The organism is Zoogloea sp. GDB6 (assembly GCF_056724105.1).
In genome coordinates, this window is record NZ_CM161497.1 from 464,709 (window position 1) to 488,722 (window position 24,014).

19 protein-coding genes are annotated in these 24,014 nt (G+C 67.3%); 10 read left to right on the forward strand and 9 right to left on the reverse strand.

What is annotated here, in order from left to right; translation table 11 throughout:
- Positions 1-498 precede the first annotated feature (498 nt).
- The 5 genes from AC1PQG_RS02135 to AC1PQG_RS02155 all read left to right on the forward strand — a co-directional run bounded on the left by AC1PQG_RS02135 (position 499) and on the right by AC1PQG_RS02155 (position 7,055).
- Positions 499-1,146: a response regulator transcription factor gene (locus AC1PQG_RS02135; protein ID WP_481121033.1), complete on the forward strand. Its 648-nt coding sequence runs from the start codon at positions 499-501 to the stop codon at positions 1,144-1,146.
- 183 nt (positions 1,147-1,329) lie between these two features.
- The gene (locus AC1PQG_RS02140) at positions 1,330-3,351 is read left to right on the forward strand and encodes a FeoB small GTPase domain-containing protein (protein WP_481121034.1); all 2,022 of its coding nucleotides are present in this window, start codon (positions 1,330-1,332) and stop codon (positions 3,349-3,351) included.
- Between the two features lie 82 nt (positions 3,352-3,433).
- The gene (locus AC1PQG_RS02145) at positions 3,434-5,242 is read left to right on the forward strand and encodes a bifunctional metallophosphatase/5'-nucleotidase (RefSeq protein ID WP_481121035.1); all 1,809 of its coding nucleotides are present in this window, start codon (positions 3,434-3,436) and stop codon (positions 5,240-5,242) included.
- Between the two features lie 88 nt (positions 5,243-5,330).
- A complete protein-coding gene (locus tag AC1PQG_RS02150; protein ID WP_481121036.1) occupies positions 5,331-5,798 on the forward strand; it encodes a hypothetical protein in 468 nt (155 codons plus the stop codon).
- Between the two features lie 51 nt (positions 5,799-5,849).
- A complete protein-coding gene (locus tag AC1PQG_RS02155; protein ID WP_481121037.1) occupies positions 5,850-7,055 on the forward strand; it encodes a DUF2252 domain-containing protein in 1,206 nt (401 codons plus the stop codon).
- A 15-nt stretch (positions 7,056-7,070) separates the two neighbouring features.
- Here the strand turns inward: AC1PQG_RS02155 and AC1PQG_RS02160 are convergent, their stop codons facing one another.
- Positions 7,071-7,991, reverse strand: coding sequence for an AraC family transcriptional regulator (locus tag AC1PQG_RS02160; protein ID WP_481121038.1), 921 nt, complete (start codon positions 7,989-7,991; stop codon positions 7,071-7,073).
- Positions 7,992-8,266: 275 nt separating this feature from the next.
- Between AC1PQG_RS02160 and AC1PQG_RS02165 the strand changes: the two genes are divergently transcribed.
- From AC1PQG_RS02165 to AC1PQG_RS02180, 4 genes are all read left to right on the forward strand, one after another.
- Positions 8,267-8,725, forward strand: a complete 459-nt coding sequence (locus tag AC1PQG_RS02165; RefSeq protein WP_481121039.1) for a (2Fe-2S)-binding protein — start codon at positions 8,267-8,269, stop codon at positions 8,723-8,725.
- 11 nt (positions 8,726-8,736) lie between these two features.
- Complete coding sequence (locus tag AC1PQG_RS02170; RefSeq protein WP_481121040.1) at positions 8,737-10,929, forward strand: xanthine dehydrogenase family protein molybdopterin-binding subunit; 2,193 nt, start codon at positions 8,737-8,739, stop codon at positions 10,927-10,929.
- A 117-nt stretch (positions 10,930-11,046) separates the two neighbouring features.
- Complete coding sequence (locus AC1PQG_RS02175) at positions 11,047-12,045, forward strand: XdhC family protein (protein WP_481121041.1); 999 nt, start codon at positions 11,047-11,049, stop codon at positions 12,043-12,045.
- A 2-nt stretch (positions 12,046-12,047) separates the two neighbouring features.
- Complete coding sequence (locus AC1PQG_RS02180; RefSeq protein WP_481121042.1) at positions 12,048-12,620, forward strand: nucleotidyltransferase family protein; 573 nt, start codon at positions 12,048-12,050, stop codon at positions 12,618-12,620.
- Positions 12,621-12,629: 9 nt separating this feature from the next.
- On the opposite strand, the gene AC1PQG_RS02185 is transcribed toward AC1PQG_RS02180, so the two are convergent.
- The 8 genes from AC1PQG_RS02185 to AC1PQG_RS02220 form a co-directional block, all read right to left on the reverse strand.
- The gene (locus tag AC1PQG_RS02185) at positions 12,630-13,325 is read right to left on the reverse strand and encodes a DUF3334 family protein (RefSeq protein WP_481121043.1); all 696 of its coding nucleotides are present in this window, start codon (positions 13,323-13,325) and stop codon (positions 12,630-12,632) included.
- Between the two features lie 209 nt (positions 13,326-13,534).
- Entirely contained in the window at positions 13,535-14,629 is a 1,095-nt protein-coding gene (locus tag AC1PQG_RS02190; protein ID WP_481121044.1) for a M48 family metallopeptidase, read from the reverse strand.
- Between the two features lie 79 nt (positions 14,630-14,708).
- Positions 14,709-15,512 (reverse strand): TIGR00266 family protein, encoded by an 804-nt coding sequence (locus AC1PQG_RS02195; RefSeq protein WP_481121045.1) that lies wholly within the window; start codon positions 15,510-15,512, stop codon positions 14,709-14,711.
- Positions 15,513-15,724: 212 nt separating this feature from the next.
- Positions 15,725-17,113, reverse strand: a complete 1,389-nt coding sequence (locus AC1PQG_RS02200; RefSeq protein WP_481121046.1) for a sensor histidine kinase — start codon at positions 17,111-17,113, stop codon at positions 15,725-15,727.
- The gene (locus tag AC1PQG_RS02205) at positions 17,094-17,780 is read right to left on the reverse strand and encodes a response regulator (protein ID WP_481121047.1); all 687 of its coding nucleotides are present in this window, start codon (positions 17,778-17,780) and stop codon (positions 17,094-17,096) included. Before AC1PQG_RS02205 ends, AC1PQG_RS02200 begins: the two co-directional genes overlap by 20 nt.
- 44 nt (positions 17,781-17,824) lie before the next feature.
- Positions 17,825-20,941: an efflux RND transporter permease subunit gene (locus AC1PQG_RS02210; protein ID WP_481121048.1), complete on the reverse strand. Its 3,117-nt coding sequence runs from the start codon at positions 20,939-20,941 to the stop codon at positions 17,825-17,827.
- Positions 20,942-20,953: 12 nt separating this feature from the next.
- Positions 20,954-22,111 carry an efflux RND transporter periplasmic adaptor subunit gene (locus AC1PQG_RS02215; protein ID WP_481121049.1) on the reverse strand — a complete coding sequence of 386 codons (1,158 nt, stop codon included), beginning with the start codon at positions 22,109-22,111 and terminating at the stop codon, positions 20,954-20,956.
- Positions 22,108-23,370, reverse strand: coding sequence for a TolC family protein (locus tag AC1PQG_RS02220; protein ID WP_481121050.1), 1,263 nt, complete (start codon positions 23,368-23,370; stop codon positions 22,108-22,110). The genes AC1PQG_RS02215 and AC1PQG_RS02220 overlap by 4 nt, the downstream gene beginning before the upstream one ends.
- A gap of 300 nt (positions 23,371-23,670) precedes the next feature.
- Between AC1PQG_RS02220 and AC1PQG_RS02225 the strand changes: the two genes are divergently transcribed.
- Entirely contained in the window at positions 23,671-23,961 is a 291-nt protein-coding gene (locus tag AC1PQG_RS02225) for a co-chaperone GroES (RefSeq protein WP_374482108.1), read from the forward strand.
- Positions 23,962-24,014: the final 53 nt, after the last annotated feature.

Consider the following 24,014-nt stretch of genomic DNA (forward strand, 5'->3'; position numbering starts at 1 on the left):
GTTGGCGGCCAGCCGCCGGGATTGCGCTTCCGTCATATGATAGTTGGCTGGATGGCGTGGCGCCAGCGATGTGCCGTTCAAGCGGCGTCTGTCCCGTATTGCGGGGCGCCAGGTGCTGCCGACATCCACGCCGTGCCGAAGTCCGGACGCAAAGCGGAACAGTTCATTGCTGTCGGGGGCGCCGGAGGCCATGATCCTCTGCCGGTTGGAGGTCGTCACCGCGCCGGGTGCGTCAGTCCAGGCTGGGGGCAATGGGGCGATGGACTGCATGGCGAGGAGATCGTACGCGCTCGCACTGCCTGTGGCAGGGGTGCCGCCCGAAACGGGTAGCACGGGCGCAGGTGACAGGAAGGCCACGGCGTGGCGGGTAAAATGCTGGGGAATCGGCATGGTCATCGTGCCGTTTCGGCCCGGGGACCGGATTTTCTCCGTTTTACCGGGTGCTGGGTAGGCTAAACTGGCCCCGATTTTAGACAAGCGTTCAATTTAACGGTTGGAATGATGCAGACGCGCATACTGATTATCGAGGACCACGTGCTGGTGAGGGAGGCCATGGCGCTGACCCTGGCCCAGGTGGGGGAGGGCGTGCACTGCGAGCAGGCCAGCAATGCCACCGACGCGCTGGCTCTGCTGGAGGCCGATCCCAACTGCGACCTGCTGGTGGTGGACCTGATGCTGCCGGAGATCAACGGCTTCTCGTTACTGGGGGTGATCGCCAAGCGCTTCCCCGACGTGCCGGCGCTGGTGGTGTCGGCCCTCGACGACCGGGAGTCGGTGCAGCGGGCGATGAAGGCCGGTGCATCGGGCTTTGTGTCCAAGGCCAGCCCCAGCAATACGCTGATCGAGGCGGTGCGGACCATCCTGGCCGGCGGCGTGTTCACGCCCGATTCGGCCATCGGCGGCAACGACGGCAACCGCAACCGGCGCGCCAGCCAGGCTTTCGCCGAGCGCTTCCAGCTCACCGCGGCGCAGGGTCGGGTGCTGGAGCTGGTGGCCCAGGGCAAGTCCAACCGGGACATCGCCGAGTTCCTCGGTCTGTCGGAAGGTACGGTCAAGGTCCATGTGTCGGCGATCCTGCGCTCCCTCGGCGTGACCAGCCGGGCCCAGGCCCTGTTGATGATGACCCGCGCCGGCCTGCGCGTCTGAGCCCTTGAGTGATGCAAACCCCGTTGTCGGCGCGACGGGGAATTCATTTGCGAACAATTCTTATTTGTACCTATAATCGGCGCAACTGATCTGCATTCGGCGGTTCCCGATGATTCGTATTCCTGGACAGCAGCGCAATCCGGCGGGGCCGGCCCGGTTCTCCATCATGGGCGGGAGCCGCGCATGAACGCCGCCGCTCCCGCTGTTGCCACCATCGCCCTGCCCACCAAGCTGCTGCGCGGTGCGCGCCGGCCGCAGATCGCGCTGGTCGGGCTGGCCCACACCGGCAAGAGCACGATCTTCCAGGCCGCTTCCAGCACCGCCGTCGAATCCGGCAAGCTCGACGGTAGCGCCCTCGGCTTCGACGCCTGCCAGGTGAATGTCGGGCTGGAGCAGGCCGCGCTGGTGGATCTGCCGTCGCTACGTACCCTTCACGATCTCGACGACGCCGACCGCCTGCTGCTGATGGCGCTGCTGCGCGGCGAGCCCGGCCAGGGCGGCTTCAAGGCGCCCGACGTGCTGATCCAGGTGGTGGATGCCACCGCGCTGGAGCCCAATCTGGCCCTCGCCCAGGAGCTGTGCCAGCTCGGCAGGCCGCTGGTGATCGCCCTCAACCGCCTCGACGAGGCCCGCGAGCGCGGCATCTACGTCAATGTGGAGGCCCTCTCGGCGGAACTCGGTGTGCCCGTTGTGCCCACCGTCGCGCACATGGGCAAGGGCATTCCGGCGCTGTTCGAGACGGCCCTCAATGTGGTGCGCAGCAAGACCTGCCCGCTGCCTCAGCTGCCCGGCGCCCACCTGGTCAAGGCACTGGCCGGGCTCAATGCGATCCTCGACCGGCCGGAAGTGGAAGCTGCTTTCCCGGTGCCGCGCTCGCTGCTGCTGACGCAGCTCGCCAAGGACAACACTTATTTCACCGCCGAGATGGCGCGCCTGTTTCCGGCGCTGCTGCCGGCTATCGAAAACGCCCGCGCGGAGGCGGCGCGCCACCTGCCGCGCCCGCTGGCGGAGGAGCTGTTCGCCGACCGTCATTACCGCGCCGCAGCCTTGCACGAGCAGGTCACCCGCCTCGGCCATGCCGCCGAGAAGGCCGGCTGGAAGCGCGCGCTGGACCGGGTCTTCCTGCACCCCCAATGGGGCTTCATCGGCACGCTGGCGGTGTTCGCGCTGGTGCTGTTCATGGTCTTCGAGGTCAGCACGACCCTCGATGCGCTGACTTCGGCACCGCTGGCGGCGTGGGTCGGCCAGTGGGAGCCGGATACCACCCTCGGCGTGGTCGGCCGGGCCGTCGCCGATGGGTTGGTCGGCCTGGTCGGCATCGTCGTTCCTTACATGCTGCCGCTGGTGTTGCTGCTGGTGAGCCTGGAGGAGTCCGGCATCATGCACCGGGTTGCCTTCGTGGTGGACCGGGGTTTCCACCGCATCGGCCTGCACGGTGGCGTGGCGGTGCCCTTCCTGCTTGGCCTCGGCTGCAATGTGCCGGCCCTGTCGGCGGTGGCGGCCACTTCGTCGGGGCGGGAGCGCATCGTCGCGTCGCTGCTGATCACCTTCGTGCCGTGCTCGGCCCGTTCGGCCATCGTGCTGGCGATCGGCGGAAAATACCTGGGTTGGGAAGGGGTGCTGGGCATCTTCCTGCTGACAATGCTGATCATCGCGGTATCGGGCAAGCTGCTGACCCGCCGCTATGTGCAGGCCAGCCCGGGCCTGATCCAGGCCATTCCGCCTTACGCCTTGCCCCAGTGGCGGCGCCTGCTGTCCATCACCTGGGAACGTACCAGCGACATCCTGACCATCGTCACGCCGCTGCTGGTGCTGGGCAGCGTGGTGCTGGCGCTGCTGGCCCACTTCGGCGCCGACGCGGTGATCAACACGCTGCTGCTTCCGGTGACCCACTGGTGGCTGGGGCTGCCGGTGGTCCTCGGCGTGCCGATCCTGTTCGGCGTGCTACGCAAGGAGCTGTCCCTGCTGATGGTCTACCAGGCCCTCGGCACCCAGGACATCGCGCCGCTGCTCGACTGGGTGCAGATCGCCACCTTCCTGGTCTTCCTGACCTTCTATGTGCCCTGCGTGTCCACCTTTGCGGTGATGCTGAAGACCATCGGGCGGCGTGATGCGCTGTTCTCGATCGGCCTGTCGGTGGCGCTGGCGCTGGGGATCGCCTTCCTGTGCCGAGTCGGCCTGGAGGCCGTGAACTGGTTCATCTGAACCCGGAATAGGTTTCTTCATCGGCAGGTCATATTCCTTCGGCAAGGTTGCGGGCTAATCCCTGACCTTCCGAGGACGCTCGATGCAATTCCCTGTCAACAAGATTGCTGCCTGGCTGGCGGCATCTTCCATGCTGGCCCTGACCGCCTGTGGCGGCAGCTCCGGCTCCAGCAATCCGCCCGATCCGGTCACCGTCAAGCTGATCGCGATGAACGATTTCCACGGCAACATCGAAGTGCCGGCCGCCAACAACGGCGGCTCCGTCGTGCTGAAGGACCCGGCCAACGCCGCCGGCACCACCGTGCGCACCGGCGGCGCCGCCTACCTGGCCACGCTGATCAAGCAGCTCAGGGCCAGCAACGCCAACAGTATCGTCGTCGGCGCCGGTGACATGGTCGGCGCCTCGCCGGTCACCTCCACGCTGACCCATGACGAAGCCACCGTGGACATCCTCAATCAGATCGGCCTCGAAGTGACCTCGGTCGGCAACCACGAGTTCGACCACGGCAAGGGCGAACTGCAGCGCCTGCAGAACGGCGGCTGCTACGTCGGCGGCACTGTTGGCAAAGACACCTGTATCAACGGCGGCGTCTTCCCGGGCGCCAGCTACAAGTGGCTGTCCGCCAACGCGGTCGATACCGCCAGTGGGAAGACCCTGTTCCCGGCGACCTACGTGAAGAAGTTCGGCAAGGCCTCGGTGGGCTTCATCGGTCTGACGCTGAAGGGCACGCCGGCGGTGGTGACCTCCACCGGCGTCGCCGGCCTCAACTTCCTCGACGAGGCGACCACCATCAACAGCTACGCCGCCCAGCTCAAGAAGGACGGGGTCGATGCGGTGGTGGTGCTGATCCACCAGGGCGGCCAGACCACGGCCTCCACCCTCAACGACCAGAGCTGCCCGAACCTGTCCGGCGACATCCTCCCCATCGTCGATGCCCTCGGTAAGGACGTGGACGTGGTGGTCAGCGGCCACACGCACCAGGAATACGTCTGCAAGCGCAACGGCAAGCTGCTGACCTCCACCGGCTTCTACGGTAGCGCGGTCACCGACATCAACCTGACCATCGTGCCTGGCACGGGCGTCACCGGCCTGACGGCCAACACCGTGCCGGTCATCAACGACCTCAACACCACGGCGCCGACGGGTTACTCGATCCTCGCCAAGGACGCCACCATCGACGCGGCGGTGCAGTCCTACGTGAATCTCGCCGCAACGCTGAAGAACATGGTGGTCGGCTCGATCACCGCCGACATCAAGCGGGCCCTGCTCGCCAACAGCTCCACGCCGACCCGCGATGAAACCGCCGAAGGTCCGATGGGCGACGTGATGGCCGACGTGTACCTGTCCGGCGGCCCGCAGGCCGACATCGCCTTCATCAACCCGGGCGGCGTGCGTGCCGACCTGATCTACAAGAACGGCGGCGCGGTCACCTACGGCGACCTGCTCACCGTGGCGCCCTTCGGCAACGTGCTGGCCACCGTGGATCTCACTGGCGCACAGATCGTGCGCCTGCTGGAGCAGCAATGGGAAGCCCCCAACTGCTCCGCCAAGACTGGCGCCAATGGTTGTGGCCGCATGCTCCAGCCGAGCAGCACCTTCAGCTACAGTTGGGATGCCTCCCAGCCGGCCGGCGCCGCCGTCGGCAGTGGCAAGCGCGTGGTGGCTGGCTCCCTCAAGCTCAACGGTGTGGCGATGGACATGAGCAAGACCTACCGGGTCACGCTCAACAGCTTCATGGCCCCCGGACCGGGCGACAACTTCTCGGTGGTCACCACCAGCGGCACCAACGTCACCAACAGCGGCGTCATCGACATCGATGCCTTCGTCGGCTACATGAAGAAGAACCTGAACCTGGCGCCGCCGGCGCCGCGCATTACCCGTCTGAACTAATAACAAGGATCTTGCGGAGCCGGCCGCGTGCCGGCCTTTTCGACCGGGGCGGCGTTGTCGCCCCGGCTTGTTTTGAGGGACTGATCCCGTGTTGAGACATCTGCTTGCCTTCCTGCTGGTACTGAGCCTGCCGGCCGCCATTGCCGGCGCCCCCGACCCGGCATTGCCGGGCCGGATTACCGAGGCTGCCCTCGACGCCCAGGGGCGTTGCTACCGGCTGATCCACCATGACACCTTCGCCTACGAAGCCTGCCTGACGGGCCTGCTCGCCGAGGAGAAGAAAGCCGGGCCACGGCGCCTGGGTATCGAGTATTTCGGTTTCGTCGGTGCGCTCAATTCGGCGCGCCTCGGCATGCTCGGCGCGCAGGACACTGCGTGGGTCTTCCTGCAGCGCTTCCGCGCTACGCAGAGGAAGCTGCGTATCGACGATGCCAGCCTGTGCGCGACGGTACCTGGCGACTGCGAGGTGCGCATCGCGCGCATGAAGCTGATGGAGAAGTCGCCGCCGCCACCGCGCCAGCCCCACGACCTGCCCGATGACGGGCATCGCCACTAGGCTTGGCGGGCGTATGCTTGGCATGACTCGATGAACATGGAGGCTACGGATATGAACGAGGTCGTTGAACAGATCCTGGGCTTCAATGCCGGCCGGGACCCGGACCGCCTGGTCCTCAAGTACCGCAACATGCGTGAGAGCGCCTTCGTCTTCCTGCGCGGCACCTGCCATCTGTTCTACCGGCGCCTGCCGGACGAGCCATTGTTTGCTACCGCGCCGCCGGTCTGGAGCTGCGGCGACCTGCATCTGCAGAATTTCGGCAGCTACAAGGGCGACAACCGGCTGGTCTATTTCGATCTCAACGACTTCGATGAAGCCGCGCTGGCACCGGCCAGCTGGGACCTGGTGCGTTGTCTGGCCAGCGTGCAGATCGGCGCCGCGTCGATGGAGCTGAAGAAGAAGCAGGCCGGCGAGCTGTGCGAAGAATTCCTCGACGCCTACCGGGCCACGCTGGTCGCCGGTAAGGCCGGCTGGGTCGAGCGCGACACCTCCAGCGGTCTGGTCCGCCATCTCCTCGATGGCCTGCGAGGGCGGCTGCGGCCGGCCTTCCTGGACGGGCGGACGGTGCTCAAGGGCAAGCATCGCCATCTGCGCCTGGACAACGGCAAGGCACTGCCGGTCACCGACAAGCAGCGCGACAAGGTCACCAAGCTGATCGGCGAACTGGCCGAATCCCAGGCTGACCCGGACTTCTACGAGGTTCTCGACGTGGCCCGGCGGATTGCCGGCAACGGCAGCCTGGGGGTGGATCGCTTCGTGATCCTGGTCCGTGGCAAGGGCTCGCCGGACGGCAACTACCTGCTCGACCTGAAGGAGGCCTTGCCCTCGTCGCTGGCGCCCTATCTCAAGACGCCGCAGCCGGCCTGGAAGTCCGAGGCGGCGCGGGTCGTGACGGTGCAGCGGCGCATGCAGGCGGTGTCGATGGCCTTCCTGCAGCCCGTCAAAATGGGCAAGCGCTCCTACATCCTGCGCGGCCTGCAGCCGACCGAGGACCGGGTGACGCTGGAGGCGTCCCATACCGGCTTCGAGGCCATCCGCGGTGTCATCGGTACGATGGGGGCCATCGTCGCCAGCGCCCAGCTGCGCAGCAGCGGGCGCAGCGGCTCGGCGATTGCCGATGTGCTCATCGACTTCGGCGCCGGCAAGTGGCGCAAGGCCTTGCTGGGGGCTGCCGACGAATGCAGCGACCGGCTGCGCAAGGACTGGAAGGTCTATTGCGAGGCCTACGACGACGGCGCTTTCAAGGTCCAGGGCTGAACTGCCCCGCGCTGTTCAGCGCATCCGCGCGATGTCCCGCAGCGGCGGGGCGCCGAACAGGCGGCGGTATTCGCGGCTGAACTGGGACGGGCTCTCGTAGCCGACCCGGCGCGCCACGGTGGCGGCGTCGATGGCCTCGGTGAGCATCATCTTGCGCGCTTCCTGCAGGCGGATCTGCTTCTGGTACTGCAGCGGGCTCATCGCCGTCAGGGCCTTGAAGTGGTGGTGCAGCGACGACTTGCTCATGTTGACCGCGTCGGCCAGCGCATCGATGGACAAAGGCTGGTCGAAGTTGCCCTTGATCCAGTCGATCGCGCGGGCGGTGCGGTGGCCCTGGCTGTCGGTGGCTGCGATGCTGCGCAGGCGTTGCCCCTGGGCGCCGGTGAGCAGGCGGTAGAGCAGTTCCTGTTCGCGCAGCGGCGCCAGCACCGGAATGTCGTCCGGCGTGTCGAGCAGGCGTACCAGGCGCAGGAAGGCGTCCATCACCGGCGAGGTGAGCGGGCTGACGCCGAGGCCGAGCGCGCCGGCCCCCGGCGGCAGCGGCGCCAGCTGCATGGAGCCGGCCAGTTCCGCGATCCGGCGCGGGTCCATGTCGAACACCGCGCACAGGTAGGGGCGTTCCGGCGAAGCCTCGGTGATCTGGCCGATCACCGGCAGATCCACCGACGTGATCAGGTAATGCTGGCTGTCGTACTGGAAAGCCTCGTCGGCAAGGCTCAGGCGCTTGGTGCCCTGGGCCGCGACGGCCAGCACCGAGCGATAGACGGCGCAGATCGGCGTGCTGGTGCTCGACGCGCGGAACAGGCTGAGGCCGCTGATCGGTGTCGGATTGGGGCCGTCCACGGTGCAATATCGTTCAATCAGCGCGGCCAGCTCGAGGCGTGAGGCGTCGAGCGCAAATGGAGCCGGCTGAGTGGAAATGCCTGATCCAGTCATGATTTGATCCTCCTGCCCAGGATGCCGAGGGTATCGTCTTCTCCTCGAGGGCGCAGCGGATGAGACACTATTCTGGATGATTGGGCAAGAATCTCACAGGATCCTGCAATGCCTTGTGGATGGGCTTCGGCTACATTTCCGCTCATGGTGGCAGGGTTCCCGCCGACCGCCGGGCGAATTTATCCGCTCCCGGCATGTCCATCGAAGCCTGTAGGCGAATCCGTTCGCCCCACCCCTGAACACAGAACAATCCGGCAACCCCACGGAGATAGACCATGATCCAGCTGAATGTGAACGGCAAGCCCCAGCGCGCCGACGTCGACCCCGACACCCCGCTGTTGTGGACCCTGCGCGATTCGCTCCTCCTCACCGGCACCAAGTTCGGCTGCGGCGCCGGCCTGTGCGGCGCCTGTACCGTGCATGTGGACGGCCAGCCGACCCGCTCCTGCATCACCCCGGTGTCCAGCGTGGCGGGCAAGAAGATCACCACTATCGAGGCCGTCGACAACTCCCGCGTCGGCAAGGCCGTGCAGGAGGCCTGGCGCAAGCTCGACGTGGTGCAGTGCGGCTACTGCCAGTCCGGCCAGATCATGAGCGCCGTGGGCCTGCTGAAGACAAAGAAGAACCCCACCGACGCCGACATCGATGCTGCGATGGCCGGCAACCTGTGCCGCTGCGGCACCTACGTGCGCATCCGCGCGGCCATCCACGAAGCCGCCAAGGCGCTGGCCTGAGGAGAGACGACATGACCCAAGCCATTCACAACCTCTCCCGCCGCCACTTCCTGCAAGGTTCCGCCGGCTTGACCCTCGGCCTGGCGCTGCCGGCCTTCGCCGCCAAGGGTGCCAAGACGGCTGTCTCCGGTTCTGCCGCCACGTTTGAACCGACGCCTTTCCTGAGCATCGGCGCCGACAACTCGGTGACGGTGATCTCCAAGCACCTGGAAATGGGGCAGGGCACTTACACCGGCCTGGCCACCATCGTTGCCGAAGAGCTCGACGCCGCCTGGTCGCAGGTGCGCGTGGACGGCGCGCCGGCCGATGCCAAGCGCTACAACAACCTGGCCTTCGGCCCGATGCAGGGCACCGGCGGCAGCACCGCGATGGCCAATTCCTGGGATCAGCTGCGCCAGACCGGCGCCGTGGCGCGGGCGATGCTCGTCGCCGCTGCCGCCAAGCGCTGGAACGTGCCGACCGCCGAGATCAGCGTGCGCGACGGCGTCGTGTCCCACGCGGCGAGCAAGCACAAGGCGACCTTCGGCGAACTGGCCGAAGCGGCCGCCGCCGAGGCTGTGCCGGCTACTGTGCCCCTCAAGGACCCGAAGGACTTCCGCCTCGTCGGCAAGCATGCGCCGCGCAAGGACAGTTTTGCCAAGACCAACGGCACGGCCCAGTTTACCCAGGACGTCCATCTGCCGGGCATGCTGGTGGCGGTGGTCGCCCACCCGCCGCGCTTCGGCGGCAAGGTCAAGTCCTTCGACGCCAGCAAGACCAAGGCGGTCAAGGGCGTCGTCAACGTGGTGGCGATTCCCAACGGTGTCGCGGTGCTCGCCAAGGACACCTGGAGCGCCAAGAAGGGCCGCGATGCGCTGAGCGTCGAGTGGGACGACAGCGCTGCCTTCAAGCTCGGTAGCGAGGAGATCTTCGCCCGTTACCATGAACTGGCCCAGACCCCCGGCCTGATCGCCCGCAAGGACGGTGACGGTGACGCCGCGTTCGCCGGTGCCGCCAAGGTCGTCAAGGCCAGCTACGATTTCCCCTATCTCGCCCACGCCGCGATGGAGCCGATGAACTGCGTCGTGCAATTCACCGGTGACAGCCTCGAAGTGTGGAACGGCGAGCAGTTCCAGACCGTAGACCAGGCCAATCTGGCGGCCCTGTTCGGCCTGCCGCCCGAGAAGGTGAACATCCACATGCTGTACGCCGGCGGCAGCTTCGGCCGGCGCGCCTGCAAGGATTCCGACTACGTCAAGGAAGCTGCCTCCATCGTCAAGGCAGCCGGCACCCGCGCGCCGGTCAAGATGGTGTGGCTGCGCGAGGACGACATGAAGGGCGGCTACTACCGGCCGCAGTTCCACCATGCGATGGAGGCCGCGCTGAACGCCGACGGCTCGATCCGCGCGTGGCGCCATCGCCTGGTCGGCCAGTCCATCGCCAAGGGCTCGCCCTTCGAGGGCTTCATGATCAAGGACGGCGTCGATGGCCTGTCGGTGGAAGGCGCGGCGACGCTGCCCTACGGTATCCCCAACCTGCAGGTGGAGCTGCACACACCGAGCGACATCACCGTGCCGACCCTGTGGTGGCGCTCGGTGGGCTCGACGCATACCGCCTATTCCACCGAGACCTTCATTGACCGGCTGGCGGCCGAATCGAAGCAGGACCCGGTGGCCCTGCGCCTCAAGCTGCTCGACAAGCATCCGCGTCACGCCGGTGTGCTGCGCCTGGCCGCCGAGAAAGCCGGCTGGGGCACGCCGCTGGCCAAGGGCAAGCCGGGCGAGCGCCGCGGCCGCGGGGTGGCCGTGCATGAGTCCTTCCACTCCTACGTGGCCCAGGTGGCCGAGGTGACGGTGCAGGCCGACGGCAGCGTGCGCGTGGATCGCGTCGTCACCGCGGTGGATTGCGGCGTGGCGATCAACCCGGACGTGATCCGCGCCCAGGTCGAGGGCTCGGTGGGTTTCGCGCTGTCGGCTGCGCTGCACGGCGAGATCACCCTCAAGGACGGCGTCGTGGAGCAGGGCAATTTCGGCGAGTACGCACCGATCCGCATCAACGAGATGCCGAAGACCGAGGTGTACATCGTGCCGTCCGCCGAGAAGCCGACCGGCATCGGCGAGCCCGCCGTGCCGCCGGTGGCGCCGTCGGTGGCCAACGCGATCGCGGCCGCCACCGGCAAGTGGCTGACCCGCCTGCCTTTCCGCTCCGACGAGCTGAAGGCCTGAGCGCGTGGCCGGCCTCCCGCAGGGAGGCCGCGCCCGCGACCTTCGGGCCTGTGGCGCGAAAGTGAATGACATCGCCGCGACGGGGATCCGTGGCGGATCATGAGGAGGTTTGCATCAATGGACAGCCAGGATCTGCAGGTCCTCGCCGCGCTGCGCCGCTGGCGCGAGGAAGGGCACCGGGCGGCCCTCGTCACCGTCGCCCAGACCTGGGGCTCGGCGCCCCGTCCGGCCGGGGCCTGGATGGCCCTGCGGGACGACGGCCGGGTGCAGGGCTCGGTGTCCGGCGGCTGCATCGAGGACGACATGATCGCCCGCATGCTGGACGGGCGCATCGCCGGCAGCCAGCCCTTCGTGCTGCGCTATGGGGTGACGCGGGAAGAGGCCAACCGCTTCGGCCTGCCCTGCGGCGGCACGCTGGAACTGGTCATCGAGCCGGCGCCGGACGCGACCCAGCTTGCCGAACTGACGACGCGCATCGAGGCCGGGCAACTGGTGCGTCGGGAAATCGAGCTGGACAGCGGCGCGGTGCGCATCCTGGATGCCTGCCGCGGCGAAGCCCTGCTGTGGGACGGCACTCGGCTCGGCACGATCCACGGCCCCCACTGGCGCCTGTTGATCATCGGTGCCGGGCAGATCGCCCGCTACCTGGCGCCGATGGCCCAGGCGCTCGACTACGCGGTGAGCGTCTGCGACCCGCGCGAGGAATATTCCGTCGAGTGGGAAGTGCCCGGCGCGCCACTGGTGGCCGGCATGCCCGACGACGCGGTGCTGGCGATGGGGCCCGATCCCCACACCGCCATCGTCGCGCTGACCCACGACCCCAAGCTGGACGACATGGCCCTGCTGGAAGCGCTCAAGTCGCCGGCCTTCTATGTCGGCGCGCTGGGCTCGCGGGTGAACAACGCGGCACGCAAGGAGCGCCTGCTCAAGTATTTCGACCTGTCGGAAGGGGAAGTCGGGCGCCTGCACGGGCCGATCGGCATCCACATCGGCAGCCGCACGCCGCCGGAGATCGCGGTGTCCGTGCTGGCTGAGATGACCGCGGTGAAGAACGGTGTCGTGGTGCCGCGGGCCGAAGCGAGTACTGTTGCCAGCGCCGGCTGCGGCGTGCGTTAGCGGTGGCCGGCGAGATCGTTGGGCTGTTGCTGGCGGCCGGGCAGGGGCGGCGTTTTGGCGGTGACAAACTGCTGCATCCGCTGCCCGCCGGCACGCCGATCGCCGTGGCGGCGGCGCGACAGCTGCGCGAAGCCTGTCCGCGGAGCATCGCGGTGCTCCGCCCGGAACAGCGCGAACTGGCCGGGCTGCTTCAGGCGGAAGGGCTGGAAACGGTCTTTTGCGCGGCGGCCGTGGACGGCATGGGCCACAGCCTGGCGGCGGCCGTGGCGGCCAGCATGGACGCGGCGGGCTGGGTGGTCGCGCTGGCCGACATGCCTTTTGTGCAACCTGACACGCTGCGCCGGGTTGCCGCTGCCCTCCGTGGCGGTGCGGCGCTGGTAGCACCCGTTTACGCTGGGCGGCGGGGTCACCCGGTCGGTTTCGCGGCGCGCTGGCGGGATGAACTGCTGGTTTTGGTCGGTGACGAGGGCGCGCGCGCCATTCTCGTTGCCCACAAGGCGGAACTGCTCGCCATCGAAACCGACGACGCGGGCTGCCTGCGCGACGTGGATACCCGCGCAGACCTGCCCGCCTGAAAATCCGGCTCAGAAGCCGAGGGACTTGAGCAGGTCGTCGTGATCGTCGCCTCCGCCGTTGGTGGGGGCCGGAGCTGCTGCCGCCGGCGCGCCGTCGGCAGCGTCGATCAGCGCGTCCGGATCGGGGGCGTCCTGGGGCTCGAAGTCGTAGAGCTTGATGAACTCCGTACGGTCGATCGCCAGCTCCAGGTAGAAGATGTTGTTGCGGCCGGTGTAGAAAGTCACGCGGCGGGTCTCGGGCTGATCCAGGTGGGTATCGACGCTGAGGACCACCTGCTTGTTGAGGACCAGCATCTTCGGTTGGTTCTGCGTGATGTGGGTCTGCAGCTCGCGCCCGATCTGGCCGGTGAAGTCGCCGACGATCTGGTTCATCAGTTCGCCCATCACATTGCTGACGTCGTCGGAGGTGTAGGTGCTGGCCAGGTCGTCCTTTGCCATGCCCATGTTGAGCATATAGCTCTCGTACAACTCCATCGCCGACTGGGCCGAGAAGTTGATGACCACCAGGCCGGAGAAACCGCCGTCGAACAGCACGAAACAGCCGATGTCCGGCTTCAGGCAGGTCTTGGTGATGCGCTGGACCATGCCCGAATAGCGGATCTGGCTGTGGGTGGCCACGCTGAGAACCTTGGTGACCGAGTTGCAGAGGCTCAACAGCAGGTCTTCGGTACCGAAGACGACGGGATGTTTTTCTTGTGTGCTCATGCTTTGGCGATGACCCCTATGGAATGAGCTGACTATGTTAGCGGACTTGCCTACGCGAAGCCGAACAGGCTGTGTGGGTTGTCCCACAGCACGGCCCGGTGTTGGGCCGGATCGGGCAGTAGGCACTCAGAAACTGTCTTCCCCATAGGGGTAATGCAGCGAGTCGAAAATGTGCGCGTGGCAGTCGATCTTGGCGTCGTCGAAGATGCTCATGGTCGGGTGTCGGGCAAGGCCTGGCGGACGGCCTGCCAGTCTACCGGGATGGGCTGGGCCGCGCCGGCCGGTTGGCTGGCCAGCGCTTCGCGCAGGCGCTCGATGCGTTCGGCGGTGGCCGGGTGGGTGGAGAACACGGTCGGCACCGCCGAGGTGGTGCCGTTTTCGCTGCGCGCCAGCGTCTCGAAGAAGCGCAGCATGCCCTGCGGGTCGATGTGCGCTTCGGCCAGGCGTTGCAGGCCGCGGGCGTCGGCTTCCCGCTCTGCATCTCTGGAGAACTTCAGCTCGCCGAGGCGGGCACCCCAGCCGCCGAGGGCCCCGTAGTCGCCGAACAGCGCCGACACGATGACCCGCAGACCAGCCGAGCGGACGATCTGGCGCAGGCTGTGGCGCAGCTCCACGTGGGCGATCTCATGGGCCAGCACGCCGGCTACGTCCTCCGCCGAACCGGCCTGCTTCATCAGTCCCGAATACACCACCACCACGCCGCCGGGGGCCGCGAAGGCGTTGATGTCCGGGCGTTCGGCCAGGTAGAAGCGCAGGTTTTCGCCGGGGCGGGCCAGGCGCTTGCCGATGAGCTGCAGCGCATCGACTGCCGGTCCCTGTTCGATCAGCTTGCTGTCGAGGCGGGTGCGGGCCAGCACCGCTTCGCCGATCTGGTTCTCGATGGACGGTGGGATGTGTTCGACGACCCGGTCGGCCAGTGGCTCGACAGCCAGGAAGATGCCGGCAATGAGCAGCAGCGGCAGCAGGATCAGCGCTGTCACGCCGAGGCCGAAGCGCCGGTGGGTCTTGCGTTGGGCGTGCGCGCCGCTGGCGAACAGGGCCGGCGCGGCGGCGCGCAGCGGCGCGATGGCCGTGTCGGCGACGATCAGCAGGTGCTCGCCGCCCTCGCCGGGCCAGGCGATCGCCCACTGGCTGTGGTTGAAGCCCCGCGCCTCGGCCCGCAGTGCTGCGGCGCGTATGTGCAGCGGCTCGGAGTCTTCGGGGGCGACGAGTAGGTGCCCGCCCTCCCAGTACAGCAGCGCCGGGTGGCCGTGGGCATCGCCGCCGGCCGGGTAGTAGCGGGCGGAAACCGGTGCGTCGCTCACTGGAACACGCTCCTGTCGCTACGCGACATCCTCCCCGCGGATGGGCGAAGGCCGCCTGCGGACGACCGGGCGGTGGCTTTCAATCGTCGTCGCCGAGCAGGGAGCCGAGGCCGATGCCGCCGAGCAACGACGTGCTCTCCTTGCCACCGCCACCCTGCACCACGCGGGAGGCCATCACGATGCGGTCGGCCATGCGCGACAGGGGCAGGGACTGCAGCCACACCTTGCCGGGACCGGTGAGGGTGGCGAAGAACAGGCCTTCACCGCCGAACAGGGCGGTCTTGATCTTGCCGGCGTACTGGATGTCGAAATCGACGCTGGGCTGGAAGGCCACTACGCAGCCGGTGTCCACGCGCAGGGTTTCGCCGGGGGCGAGGGTCTTTTCGAGCAGGGTGCCGCCGGCGTGGATGAAGGCCATGCCGTCGCCGTCCAGCTTCTGCATGATGAAGCCTTCGCCGCCGAACAGGCCGACGCCGATCTTCTTCTGGAAGGCGATGCCGAGGGAGACGCCCTTGGCGGCGGCGAGGAAGGAGTCCTTCTGGCAGATCAGCGTACCGCCGACCGTGGACAGGTCCACCGGTACGATCTTGCCCGGGTAGGGGGCGGCGAAGGCGACCCGGCGCTTGCCGCTGCCTTCGTTGTGGTAGATGGTGGTGAACAGGCTCTCGCCGGTCAGCAGGCGCTTGCCGGCGCCGAGCAGCTTGCCGAACAGGCCGCTTTGCTGGGCCGAGCCGTCACCGAAGATGGTGTCCATCTGGATGCCGTCCTGCATGTACATCATCACGCCGGCTTCGCCGACGGCGGCCTCGCCCGGGTCGAGCTCCACCTCGACGTACTGCATTTCGTTCCCGAAGATTTCGTAATCGACGACATCCATGGTCATGCTGGGGATCTCCATCCTGTAGCGATAAGGGGGCGCATGGGGCAAGCGAGGGGCGCAAGCCGTGCTGCGTGTGTTCGGCGCATACGGTACGGGTAAGGTCGCCATCTTTCAATGCCCGTTTTGCATGGGGATGAAAATGCCGGCGGTGTGGCAGTGGGTGGATCGGCGGAGATAAAGCGGATTTTTCCGTGCCGCGGGGGCCTGGCGGGGGCTCAGGTGGGGGACGGGCTGCTAGGCAGGCGTACCTGCAGGCGGGCGCCCCGTCCGCCGGTCGGGTCGAGGGCGTGGACTTCGCCGCCGAAGCCGCGGGCGATCTCGCGCACGATGGCAAGGCCCAGGCCGCTGCCCTGGCCTCCGGTGCCCGGCAGGCGGAAGAAGCGCTCGAAAATGCTCTCGCGGGCTGCCAGTGGGATGCCGGGGCCGTTGTCTTCGACCTCGATGAAGACGTCGTGGCCCTGTTGTCGGCAGCGGATCGTCACTTCCCCGTCGGCGGGCGTGTAGTGGATGGCGTTGATCACCAGGTTGGCGATGGCTTCGCCGAGCAGCAGGTTGTCGCCCCTAACGCAGGCTGGCTGCAGTTCGAAGCCCAGGTCGATGCGATGTGTCTCGGCGAGGCGGATCCACTCCGGACTGCGCTCGCGGATCAGTTCCGGCACGTCGATGGGGGCCGCCAGGTCGGCGTGCCGGCCGCTGGGTTCCGCCGACAACAGCACCAGCATCTGGTTGACCAGGTGCCCGAGGCGCTCGATGGCGCTGATGCACTGGCTGCAACGGGCCGCTCGTGCATCGGCGTCGGTCTCCCGCTGCAGCAGTTCGAGCTGGGTGCGGACGCCGGCCAGCGGGGTGCGCAACTGGTGGGCGGCGTTGGCGACGAAGCGCTGCTGGGCTGCTGAAGCCTGGTCCAGGCGGTCCAGTACGAGGTTGAATTCTTCGACGAGGGGGCGGATTTCGGTCGGGGCGGAGTCCGAATCCAGCGGTTGTAGCGCGCGGTGCCCCATGCGCTTGAGCGCGGCACGGATGTCCTCTACCGGCAACAGTGCGTGGCGGATGCCAAACCAGATGGTGAGCCCGGTGGCGCCGGCGAAGAAGAGCAGCGGCAGGACCAGCGCGAAAGTCAGGTCCACGCGCAACTGGTCGCGCTTGCGGGTGGTTTCGGCAGTGACGAAGAGAAAGGACTCGCCGTCGATGGTCCGGCGCAGCGTGCTGACGCGGATCGGGTGGCCGCGGAAGTGGGAGTCGAAATTGATGCGTTCCTCGCCATCGGATTCGATGCTTTCGTCATCGCCGGACGTGGCGTGGGGCAGGCCGATGTCGCCAGCGATGAAGCGCTGGTTGGGGCCGAGAACCAAAAAGTAAATCTCGTCCACCCGGTCGGTACGCAGAACCTGTTCGGCTGCCGCCGGGAAGACGAAGCGGGGTTCGCCGCCAACTACATCCAGGTGAGGCACGAGGGCCAGGCCGGCATCGGCCAGAGCCTGGTCGAAGGCCTCGACCGCTGGCTGGTGAATCAGGTGGTATGCCAGCGGCAGGAAGGTTGCGACTGCAAGCCCGGCTGGTAGCAGCAGCCAGAGCAGCAGTGCCTTACGCAGGCTTCGCGTCATGGGGCATGTCTTCGAGCATGTAGCCCAGCCCGCGGACGGTGCGGATGCGGATGCCTGCCGGCTCCAACTTGGTGCGCAGGCGGGAGACGTACACTTCGACGGCGTTTTCGCTCATGTCTTCGTCCCACGAACACACGGCGGCGACGATGCGCTCCTTGCTGAGGACGCGTTCCAGGTTGTCGAGCAGAAAGGTCAGGATCGCCCATTCCCGCTGCGGCAGTTCCAGCGGCTGGTTGTTCAGCCAGGCCCGGTGGGCTTCCTCGTCGAGGGCGAGGGGGCCGAATTCGCGCCGCGCGCTGCCCTGGCCGCGGCTGCGCCGGGCCAGCGCATTGACGCGGGCGAGCAACTCGACTGCCGCGAAGGGCTTGGTGAGGTAGTCGTCGGCGCCCAGGTTGAGGCCACGTACGCGTTCGTTGAGGGCGTCGCGGGCGGTCAGCATCAGCACGTGGACCGGATTGTGGCGGGCCCGCAGGCGGCTCAGCAGTTCCAGTCCGTCCATGCCGGGCAGGCCGATGTCGAGTACCAGCAGATCGAACTTCTCGGCGGACAGCGCAGCCTCCGCCAATTCGGCGGTGCCCACGTAATCGGTGGTGAAGCCCGCACCGCGCAGCAGTTGCGCGACGCCATCGGCCAGCAGGGGGTCGTCTTCGACAATGAGGATGCGCATGGTAGGTCTTTTGTCGGTGAAGGACGGGCTGTTTGAGTGTGGCCTCAGCCTTCGTGGCCGTCTCGGCTGCCGTTCTGGCCGCCGTCTTTGGGGCCGCCGAAGGACAACAGTACGGGTAGCAGCAACAGCGTGAAGATCGTGGCACTGACGATGCCGCCGACGATCACCACCGCGAAGGGGCGCTGGGTTTCCGAGCCGATGCCATGGGATAGAGCCGCCGGCAGCAGGCCGAGGCCGGCCATCAGGGCGGTCATCACGATCGGGCGCAGGCGCAGCATCGCACCGTCGAGGATAGCCTCGGTGCGGGTGGCGCCGCGGCGGGCGATCTCGATGACCTGTTCGACCATGATCACGCCGTTTTGCACCGAGATGCCGGCCACCGCGATGAAGCCCACTGCCGCCGATACCGACAGGTGCAGGCCGGCGACGGCCAGCCCGGCGAAGCCGCCGATCAGCGTGAAAGGCACCATCGCCAGCACCAGCAGGGCTGGGCGGATGTCCTTGAAAGCCCAGAACAGCAGCGAAAAGATGGCCCCGAGGGTGATTGGCACGATGACCTTCAGGCGCCCCATGGCGCGCTGCTGGTTCTCGAACTGGCCGCCCCAGGTGACGGAGTAGCCCGCCGGGAGTGAGACTTCGGCGGCGACCTTCTGCTGAGCTTCGGCGACGAAGCTGCCCTGGTCGCGGCCACGCAGGTTGGCCTTGACGATCACGTTGCGGCTGCCGGCTTCGCGCTGGATGCGCGATGCACCCTGGCGCAGCTCGATGTCGGCCAGGTCGCCGAGGGGGATGCTGCCCTTGCCGTCGGGCAGGGCCACCGGCAGGTGGGCGATGTCGTCCACCTGGTCGCGGTATTGCGGGCCGAAGCGCAGCGTCACGTCGTAACGCCGCTCGCCGTCGTAGTACACGTTGACCGCGGTGCCGCCGAGGGCCGTCTGGATCATCGCGTTCACGTCGTTCACCAGGATGCCGTAGCGGGCCAGGGCTTCGCGCTGCAGGCGGATGTCCACCTCGCTCTGGCCGCCGACCGGCAGGGCCGCCACGTCGGCGGAGCCCTGGATGTGGTTGAGGACGGTGGCGATCTCCTGGCCCTTGGCTTCCAGCACCTGCAGGTTGGGGCCGAAGACCTTGACCGCCAGCTCGCCCTTGGCGCCGGACAGGGACTCCTCCACGTTGTCCTCGATGACCTGCGAGAAGTTGGACGGCAGGCCAGGGATGGTGGCCAGCTTGGCGGCCATGCTGTCCACCATCGCGTCCTTGCTGGCGAAGCGCCATTCGCCGTGGGGCTTGAGGTCGGCGAGGATTTCCAGGTTGTTGGGGCCCTTCGGGTCGGTGCCGTCGTCGGGGCGGCCGACCTGGGTGATCACCGCCTTCACTTCCGGGTAGCTGAGCAGGATGCCGCGCACCTTGCGCTCGATCTCCTTGGTGTTGGAGAGGGAAGAGGACTGGGGCAGGGTAACGGTCAGCCAGATGTTGCCTTCGTCGAGCTTGGGCAGGAATTCCGAGCCGAGCAGCGGCGCCAGCGCCAGCGCGACGACCAGCGAGATGCCGGACAGGCCGATGGTCACCGCCCGGTGCGACTGCAGGCGCACCAGCAGGTCGCGGTAGCGGTGCTGCAGATTGTGCAGCCAGGCGCTTTCCTTCTCGGCCATGTCCTTGTTGAGGGCGAAGGACAGCAGCGTCGGCACCAGCGTCAGGGTCAGGATCAGGCCGCCGAGCAGCGCGAAGGACAGGGTCAGCGCCACCGGCGTGAAGATCCGCCCTTCGACGCGCTGGAAGGTGAAGATCGGCAGGAAGGCGACGATGATGATGGCCTTCGAGAAGAGGATCGGCGAACCGAGCTCGATGCAGGTCTGCTTGAGGGCATGGATGCGCCGGCCGACCGGGGAGGTGATGCCGTGGTGCTCGCTGCGGGCGTCGAAGGCCAGGCGCACCATCAGGGCTTCCACCATCACCACCGCGCTGTCGATGATGACGCCGAAGTCCACCGCACCGAGGGAGATGAGGTTGGCCGACACGCCCAGCGCGTGCATCAGGATGAAGGCGAACAGCAGGGACAGCGGAATCACCGCGGCGACGATGATCGCCGCCCGCAGGTTGCGCAGGAAGATCAGCAGGATCGCGGTGACCAGTACTGCGCCGACCAGCAGGTTCTCACCGACGGTGGCGACGGTGTGGCCGATCAGCTCGGTCCGCTGGTAGATCGGGCGGACCTTGTAGCCTTCCGGCAGGCGCGCATTGACCTCGTCCACCTTGGCGCGCAGAGCCTCGACGACCTTGGCGGCGTTGCCGCCCTTGGTCATCTGCACGATGCCTTCGATGACGTCATCGTGGTCGTTGAAGGCGACGATGCCCGAGCGCGGGCGGGCGCCGGCGACCACTTCGGCGACGTCGCTGATGCGTACCGGTTTGCCGTCGCGGGCCACCACGACCACGTCACGGACGTCGTCGAGGTTGTTGAAGAGGCCCAGCGAACGCACCACCAGGGCCTCGTCGCCGCGGCGCAGCAGGCCGCCGCTGCCGTTGCCGCTGGCTCCTGTCAGAGCCTTGCTGACGTCGTCGAGACTGACGCCGTACTTGCGCAGCAGGTCGGGTTCGATGCGCACCTGCACCTCGCGGATCGAGCCGCCGAAGCTCACCACGTCGGCGATGCCCGGCACGATGCGCAGGGCCGGGCGGATGGTCCAGTCCTGGATGGCACGGACCTCCTCCTGGGAGGCGCCCGGTGGCGAGTCCAGCACATAGCGGTAGATCTCGCCGACGGCGGTGGTCAGCGGGGCCAGCGTGGGCTGCACGCCCGGCGGCAGATTGACGGTCTGCAGGCGCTCCAGTACCTGCTGGCGGGCGAAGTAGTCGGCGGTCTTCTCGTTGAAGGTGAGGGTGACCACCGACAGGCCGGTAATCGACACCGAGCGCAGCTGGGTCATGCCCGGCACGCCGCTCATCTCGCGCTCGATCGGCAGCGTGACGGTGCGCTCGACCTCTTCCGGAGCCTGGCCGATGGCCTGGGTGACGACCTGGACCTGCACGTCCTGCACGTCCGGGAAGGCCTCGATGGAGATCTGGCTGAAGGAATACAGGCCGTAAACGAGCAGGGCCAGCGCGGCGATGATGACGAAGGCGCGCTGGCGCAGGACTGCGGTGATGATGGAGTCGAACATGCCCGTGCGTCCTTAGCGGGAGCTGCTGGCCAGTTCGGCGTTGAGCAGCAGGGCGCCGACGCCGACGACCTTCTCGCCGGCTTTGATGCCCTGCCAGACGTAGGCGTAGCTGCGGGTCTGCACCGCCAGCGTCACTTCCCGCTTCTCGAAGACGCCGGGCTCCCGTTCGACGAAGACATAGTTCTTGACGCCTTCCACCAGCAGCGCGCCGGTCGGGATCTTTGGCAGCTCGCCCTGGTTGTCGGCGAGGATGCCGACTTTGGCGTACATCTCAGGCTTCAGCAGTCCTTCCTTGTTGTCGACGGCGACCCGCGCCTGCACGCGGCGGGTCTGCGGGTCGAGGGTCGGCGCGACGCGCACGACTTTGCCCACGAAGCTGCGGTGGGGATAGGCGGAGACTTCCACCTGGGCGGATTTGCCGACGGTGACCAGCGGCAGATCACGCTCGGGAACATCGACGAGGACCGACAGGCGGCTCATGTCGGTGACCACGAACAGCGGCTCGTCGGCGTCCGGACGGACCTCCATCGCCGGGTTGATGCGGCGGGTGGCGACGATGCCGGCGATCGGTGCGCGCAGCACGTAACGCTCACCGCCCTGAGCGGCGCCGCTGCCCGGCGTCAGGTTGGCGAGGCGCAGGCGGGCCCGTTCGACCTCGGCCTGGGCCTGGTGCCAGTCGGACTGGGCCGCTTCGAGATCGCGCTTGGGGACGACTTCCGCATCGAAGAGGCTCTTGCTGCGTTCGAAGGCGGCTTTCTTCTGGTGGGCGTCGGCCTGAGCCTTGGCGAGATCGGCTGCAGCGGTACCCAGCTCGGGCGCATCGAGGATGGCGAGAACCTGACCGGCCTTGACCTGGTCGCCGATGTTGGCGTGGATCTCCAGCACACGGCCAGCGATCGGCGCGAACAGACGGGCGGTGGCGTTCTCGTCGTAGGCAACACGGGCGGCCAGCGGTTCGTCCAGCGGCACCGGCGCCACTTCGGCCCGTTCCACCTTGATTTGGGTGAGTTGCGGCGCAGCGGTTGGGAAGCGCAGCACGCCGGGCTCTGCCGACGGCTTCATGACCACCGGTTCGGAGGTGGCTTCGTCCGTACCGTTGTGAATATATACGTAGGCGCCGCCGGCAGCGGCGGCCACGGCCGCGGCGATGACGATCAGTCGGGTTTTCATTGCTGGGTGTCTCCGGCCAGGCGCAGCAGCATGGCGGCGCGGGCGAGGTCGGCGCGGGCCTGGATGGCCTCGATGCGGGTGGCGCGCAGGGTGCGCTGGGTGTCGAGATAGTCGGTGAGACTCATGCCGCCTTTCTGGATGGCGATGTCGGCTCCGCGCGCGGCCCGTTCGGCGGCCGGCAGCACGACGTCGCGAATGCGGGTGAAGCGCGCTGCGCTGGCTGCCTGCTCGGCGCGCAGGCGAGTCCGCTCGCTGCTGACGCCGGCCTGGGTGGCGACGAGCTGCTGTTCGGCGGCAATGTAATCGGCTTCGCTCTTGGCGATATCGCCACGGTAGTCGTAGCCGAGGAACAGCGGGATGGAGACGCTGAGACCGTAGGCGTTTTCGGGAACGGTGCTGTTCGGATTGACCGGCGTGTGTTCGTACTGCACGCCGATCGACACGTCGCGGGTGCGCTGGGCGCGGGCCACGTCACGCAAGGCATTGGCCTGTTCGACACGCTGGCGGGCGGCCACGATGTCGTAGCGCTCGCCTGCACTTGATGCGCCTGGTGCCGGCAGGGCGTCGGCCCCAGGCCATTCGTCGGTGGTATCGACGCGATCGGCGGGGACACGGTTGCCGAGCAGCAGCGCCAGCGCGACACGGGCGCGGGACAGGTCCAGCTCGGCCTGCACGGCGTCGTTGGCGACACGGGCGGCATCGGCGGCGAAGCGGGCCACGTCCACTCCAGCCAGGTCACCGGCCTTGCCGCGCAGCTCGGCGGCGTCGGCGGCGCGGCGGGCGAGGGCGGCGTTCTCGTCGGCGATGCGGCGGATCTCGCGGGCCGCGCGCAGGTCGAGCCAGGCGTTGGCCAGGTCGATGCGGGCCAGGCGGATGGTGTTGTCCAGGTCGGCCTGGGTAGCGGTCAGGTTGCTTTCCGCGGCGCGCAGGCGCAGCGCGCGCTTGTCGCCGCGCTCGAACACCTGGTCGATGCGTACGACGTTGTCAGTGGGGCGTTTCCAGTAGCCGCCGCTGCCCTTCGCGCCGGGATCGACAGAGGTGGCCCCGACGGTCAGCTGCGGGTTCGGTCGGGCCGCTGCGATGTCGATGCCGGCGCGTGCGCCGGCCAGGGCTGTGCGAGATTGGACGATGGCCGGGTTGGCTTCGAGCAGCAGGCGATCGGCGTCAGCAAGACCCAGGGGCTGGACGTCGGCGGCCTGCACTAGGCAGGGGAGGGGCAGCGCAAGGGCGGCCAGGATGAAGAAGGGACAGGGACGCATGCCGGGATCTGGGATGGGGCAGTTAGCTAAGTCTAGAAAGACTTTCTGTCGGTGAGCTTACTTTTTTCTTGCGCAAAGCTTGCGTTGTGTTTCCTGGCAGGAGAGGTGCCGCGCATATGAAGGAAGTGAAAAAGCTGTGCAAGCGGACTTGAAAAGCGTTCTGGGCGACCCTATTATTAGCACTCGTTGGGGGTGAGTGCTAATAGGCGTCGTCCCCGGTTCTCGCCAAGACCTGAATTGGCCAACGCATTTTTCCGTCGGGCAGCCTTGCCCGGTTTGAAACGAGTAGGAGATCTATAGATGAATATCCGTCCCTTGCATGATCGCGTGATCGTCAAGCGCGTTGAAGCCGAGCGCACCACTTCCAGCGGCATCGTGATCCCCGATTCCGCCGGTGAGAAGCCCGATCAGGGCGAGATCCTGGCTGTCGGCAACGGCAAGATCCTCGAGAGCGGCGAAGTGCGCAAGATGGATGTCAAGGTTGGTGACCGCGTCCTGTTCGGCAAGTATGCCGGCCAGACCGTCAAGGTCGATGGCCAGGAACTGCTGGTCATGCGCGAAGAAGACATCATGGGCGTGCTCGAGGCCTGAGCCTCGCCACCCGCGTCTTCCCCAGTCCCTAGATAAAGAATTCCGGAGAAATA

Excerpts from the sequence above, each read along its gene's own strand:
- AC1PQG_RS02135 (WP_481121033.1), top strand. The coding sequence starts at position 499 with ATGATGCAGACGCGCATACTGATTATCGAGGACCACGTGCTGGTGAGG.
- AC1PQG_RS02140 (WP_481121034.1), top strand. The coding sequence starts at position 1,330 with ATGAACGCCGCCGCTCCCGCTGTTGCCACCATCGCCCTGCCCACCAAG.
- AC1PQG_RS02145 (WP_481121035.1), top strand. The coding sequence starts at position 3,434 with ATGCAATTCCCTGTCAACAAGATTGCTGCCTGGCTGGCGGCATCTTCC.
- AC1PQG_RS02155 (WP_481121037.1), top strand. The coding sequence starts at position 5,850 with ATGAACGAGGTCGTTGAACAGATCCTGGGCTTCAATGCCGGCCGGGAC.
- AC1PQG_RS02160 (WP_481121038.1), bottom strand. The coding sequence starts at position 7,991 with ATGACTGGATCAGGCATTTCCACTCAGCCGGCTCCATTTGCGCTCGAC.
- AC1PQG_RS02165 (WP_481121039.1), top strand. The coding sequence starts at position 8,267 with ATGATCCAGCTGAATGTGAACGGCAAGCCCCAGCGCGCCGACGTCGAC.
- AC1PQG_RS02170 (WP_481121040.1), top strand. The coding sequence starts at position 8,737 with ATGACCCAAGCCATTCACAACCTCTCCCGCCGCCACTTCCTGCAAGGT.
- AC1PQG_RS02175 (WP_481121041.1), top strand. The coding sequence starts at position 11,047 with ATGGACAGCCAGGATCTGCAGGTCCTCGCCGCGCTGCGCCGCTGGCGC.
- AC1PQG_RS02185 (WP_481121043.1), bottom strand. The coding sequence starts at position 13,325 with ATGAGCACACAAGAAAAACATCCCGTCGTCTTCGGTACCGAAGACCTG.
- AC1PQG_RS02195 (WP_481121045.1), bottom strand. The coding sequence starts at position 15,512 with ATGACCATGGATGTCGTCGATTACGAAATCTTCGGGAACGAAATGCAG.
- AC1PQG_RS02200 (WP_481121046.1), bottom strand. The coding sequence starts at position 17,113 with ATGACGCGAAGCCTGCGTAAGGCACTGCTGCTCTGGCTGCTGCTACCA.
- AC1PQG_RS02205 (WP_481121047.1), bottom strand. The coding sequence starts at position 17,780 with ATGCGCATCCTCATTGTCGAAGACGACCCCCTGCTGGCCGATGGCGTC.
- AC1PQG_RS02210 (WP_481121048.1), bottom strand. The coding sequence starts at position 20,941 with ATGTTCGACTCCATCATCACCGCAGTCCTGCGCCAGCGCGCCTTCGTC.
- AC1PQG_RS02215 (WP_481121049.1), bottom strand. The coding sequence starts at position 22,111 with ATGAAAACCCGACTGATCGTCATCGCCGCGGCCGTGGCCGCCGCTGCC.
- AC1PQG_RS02220 (WP_481121050.1), bottom strand. The coding sequence starts at position 23,370 with ATGCGTCCCTGTCCCTTCTTCATCCTGGCCGCCCTTGCGCTGCCCCTC.
- AC1PQG_RS02225 (WP_374482108.1), top strand. The coding sequence starts at position 23,671 with ATGAATATCCGTCCCTTGCATGATCGCGTGATCGTCAAGCGCGTTGAA.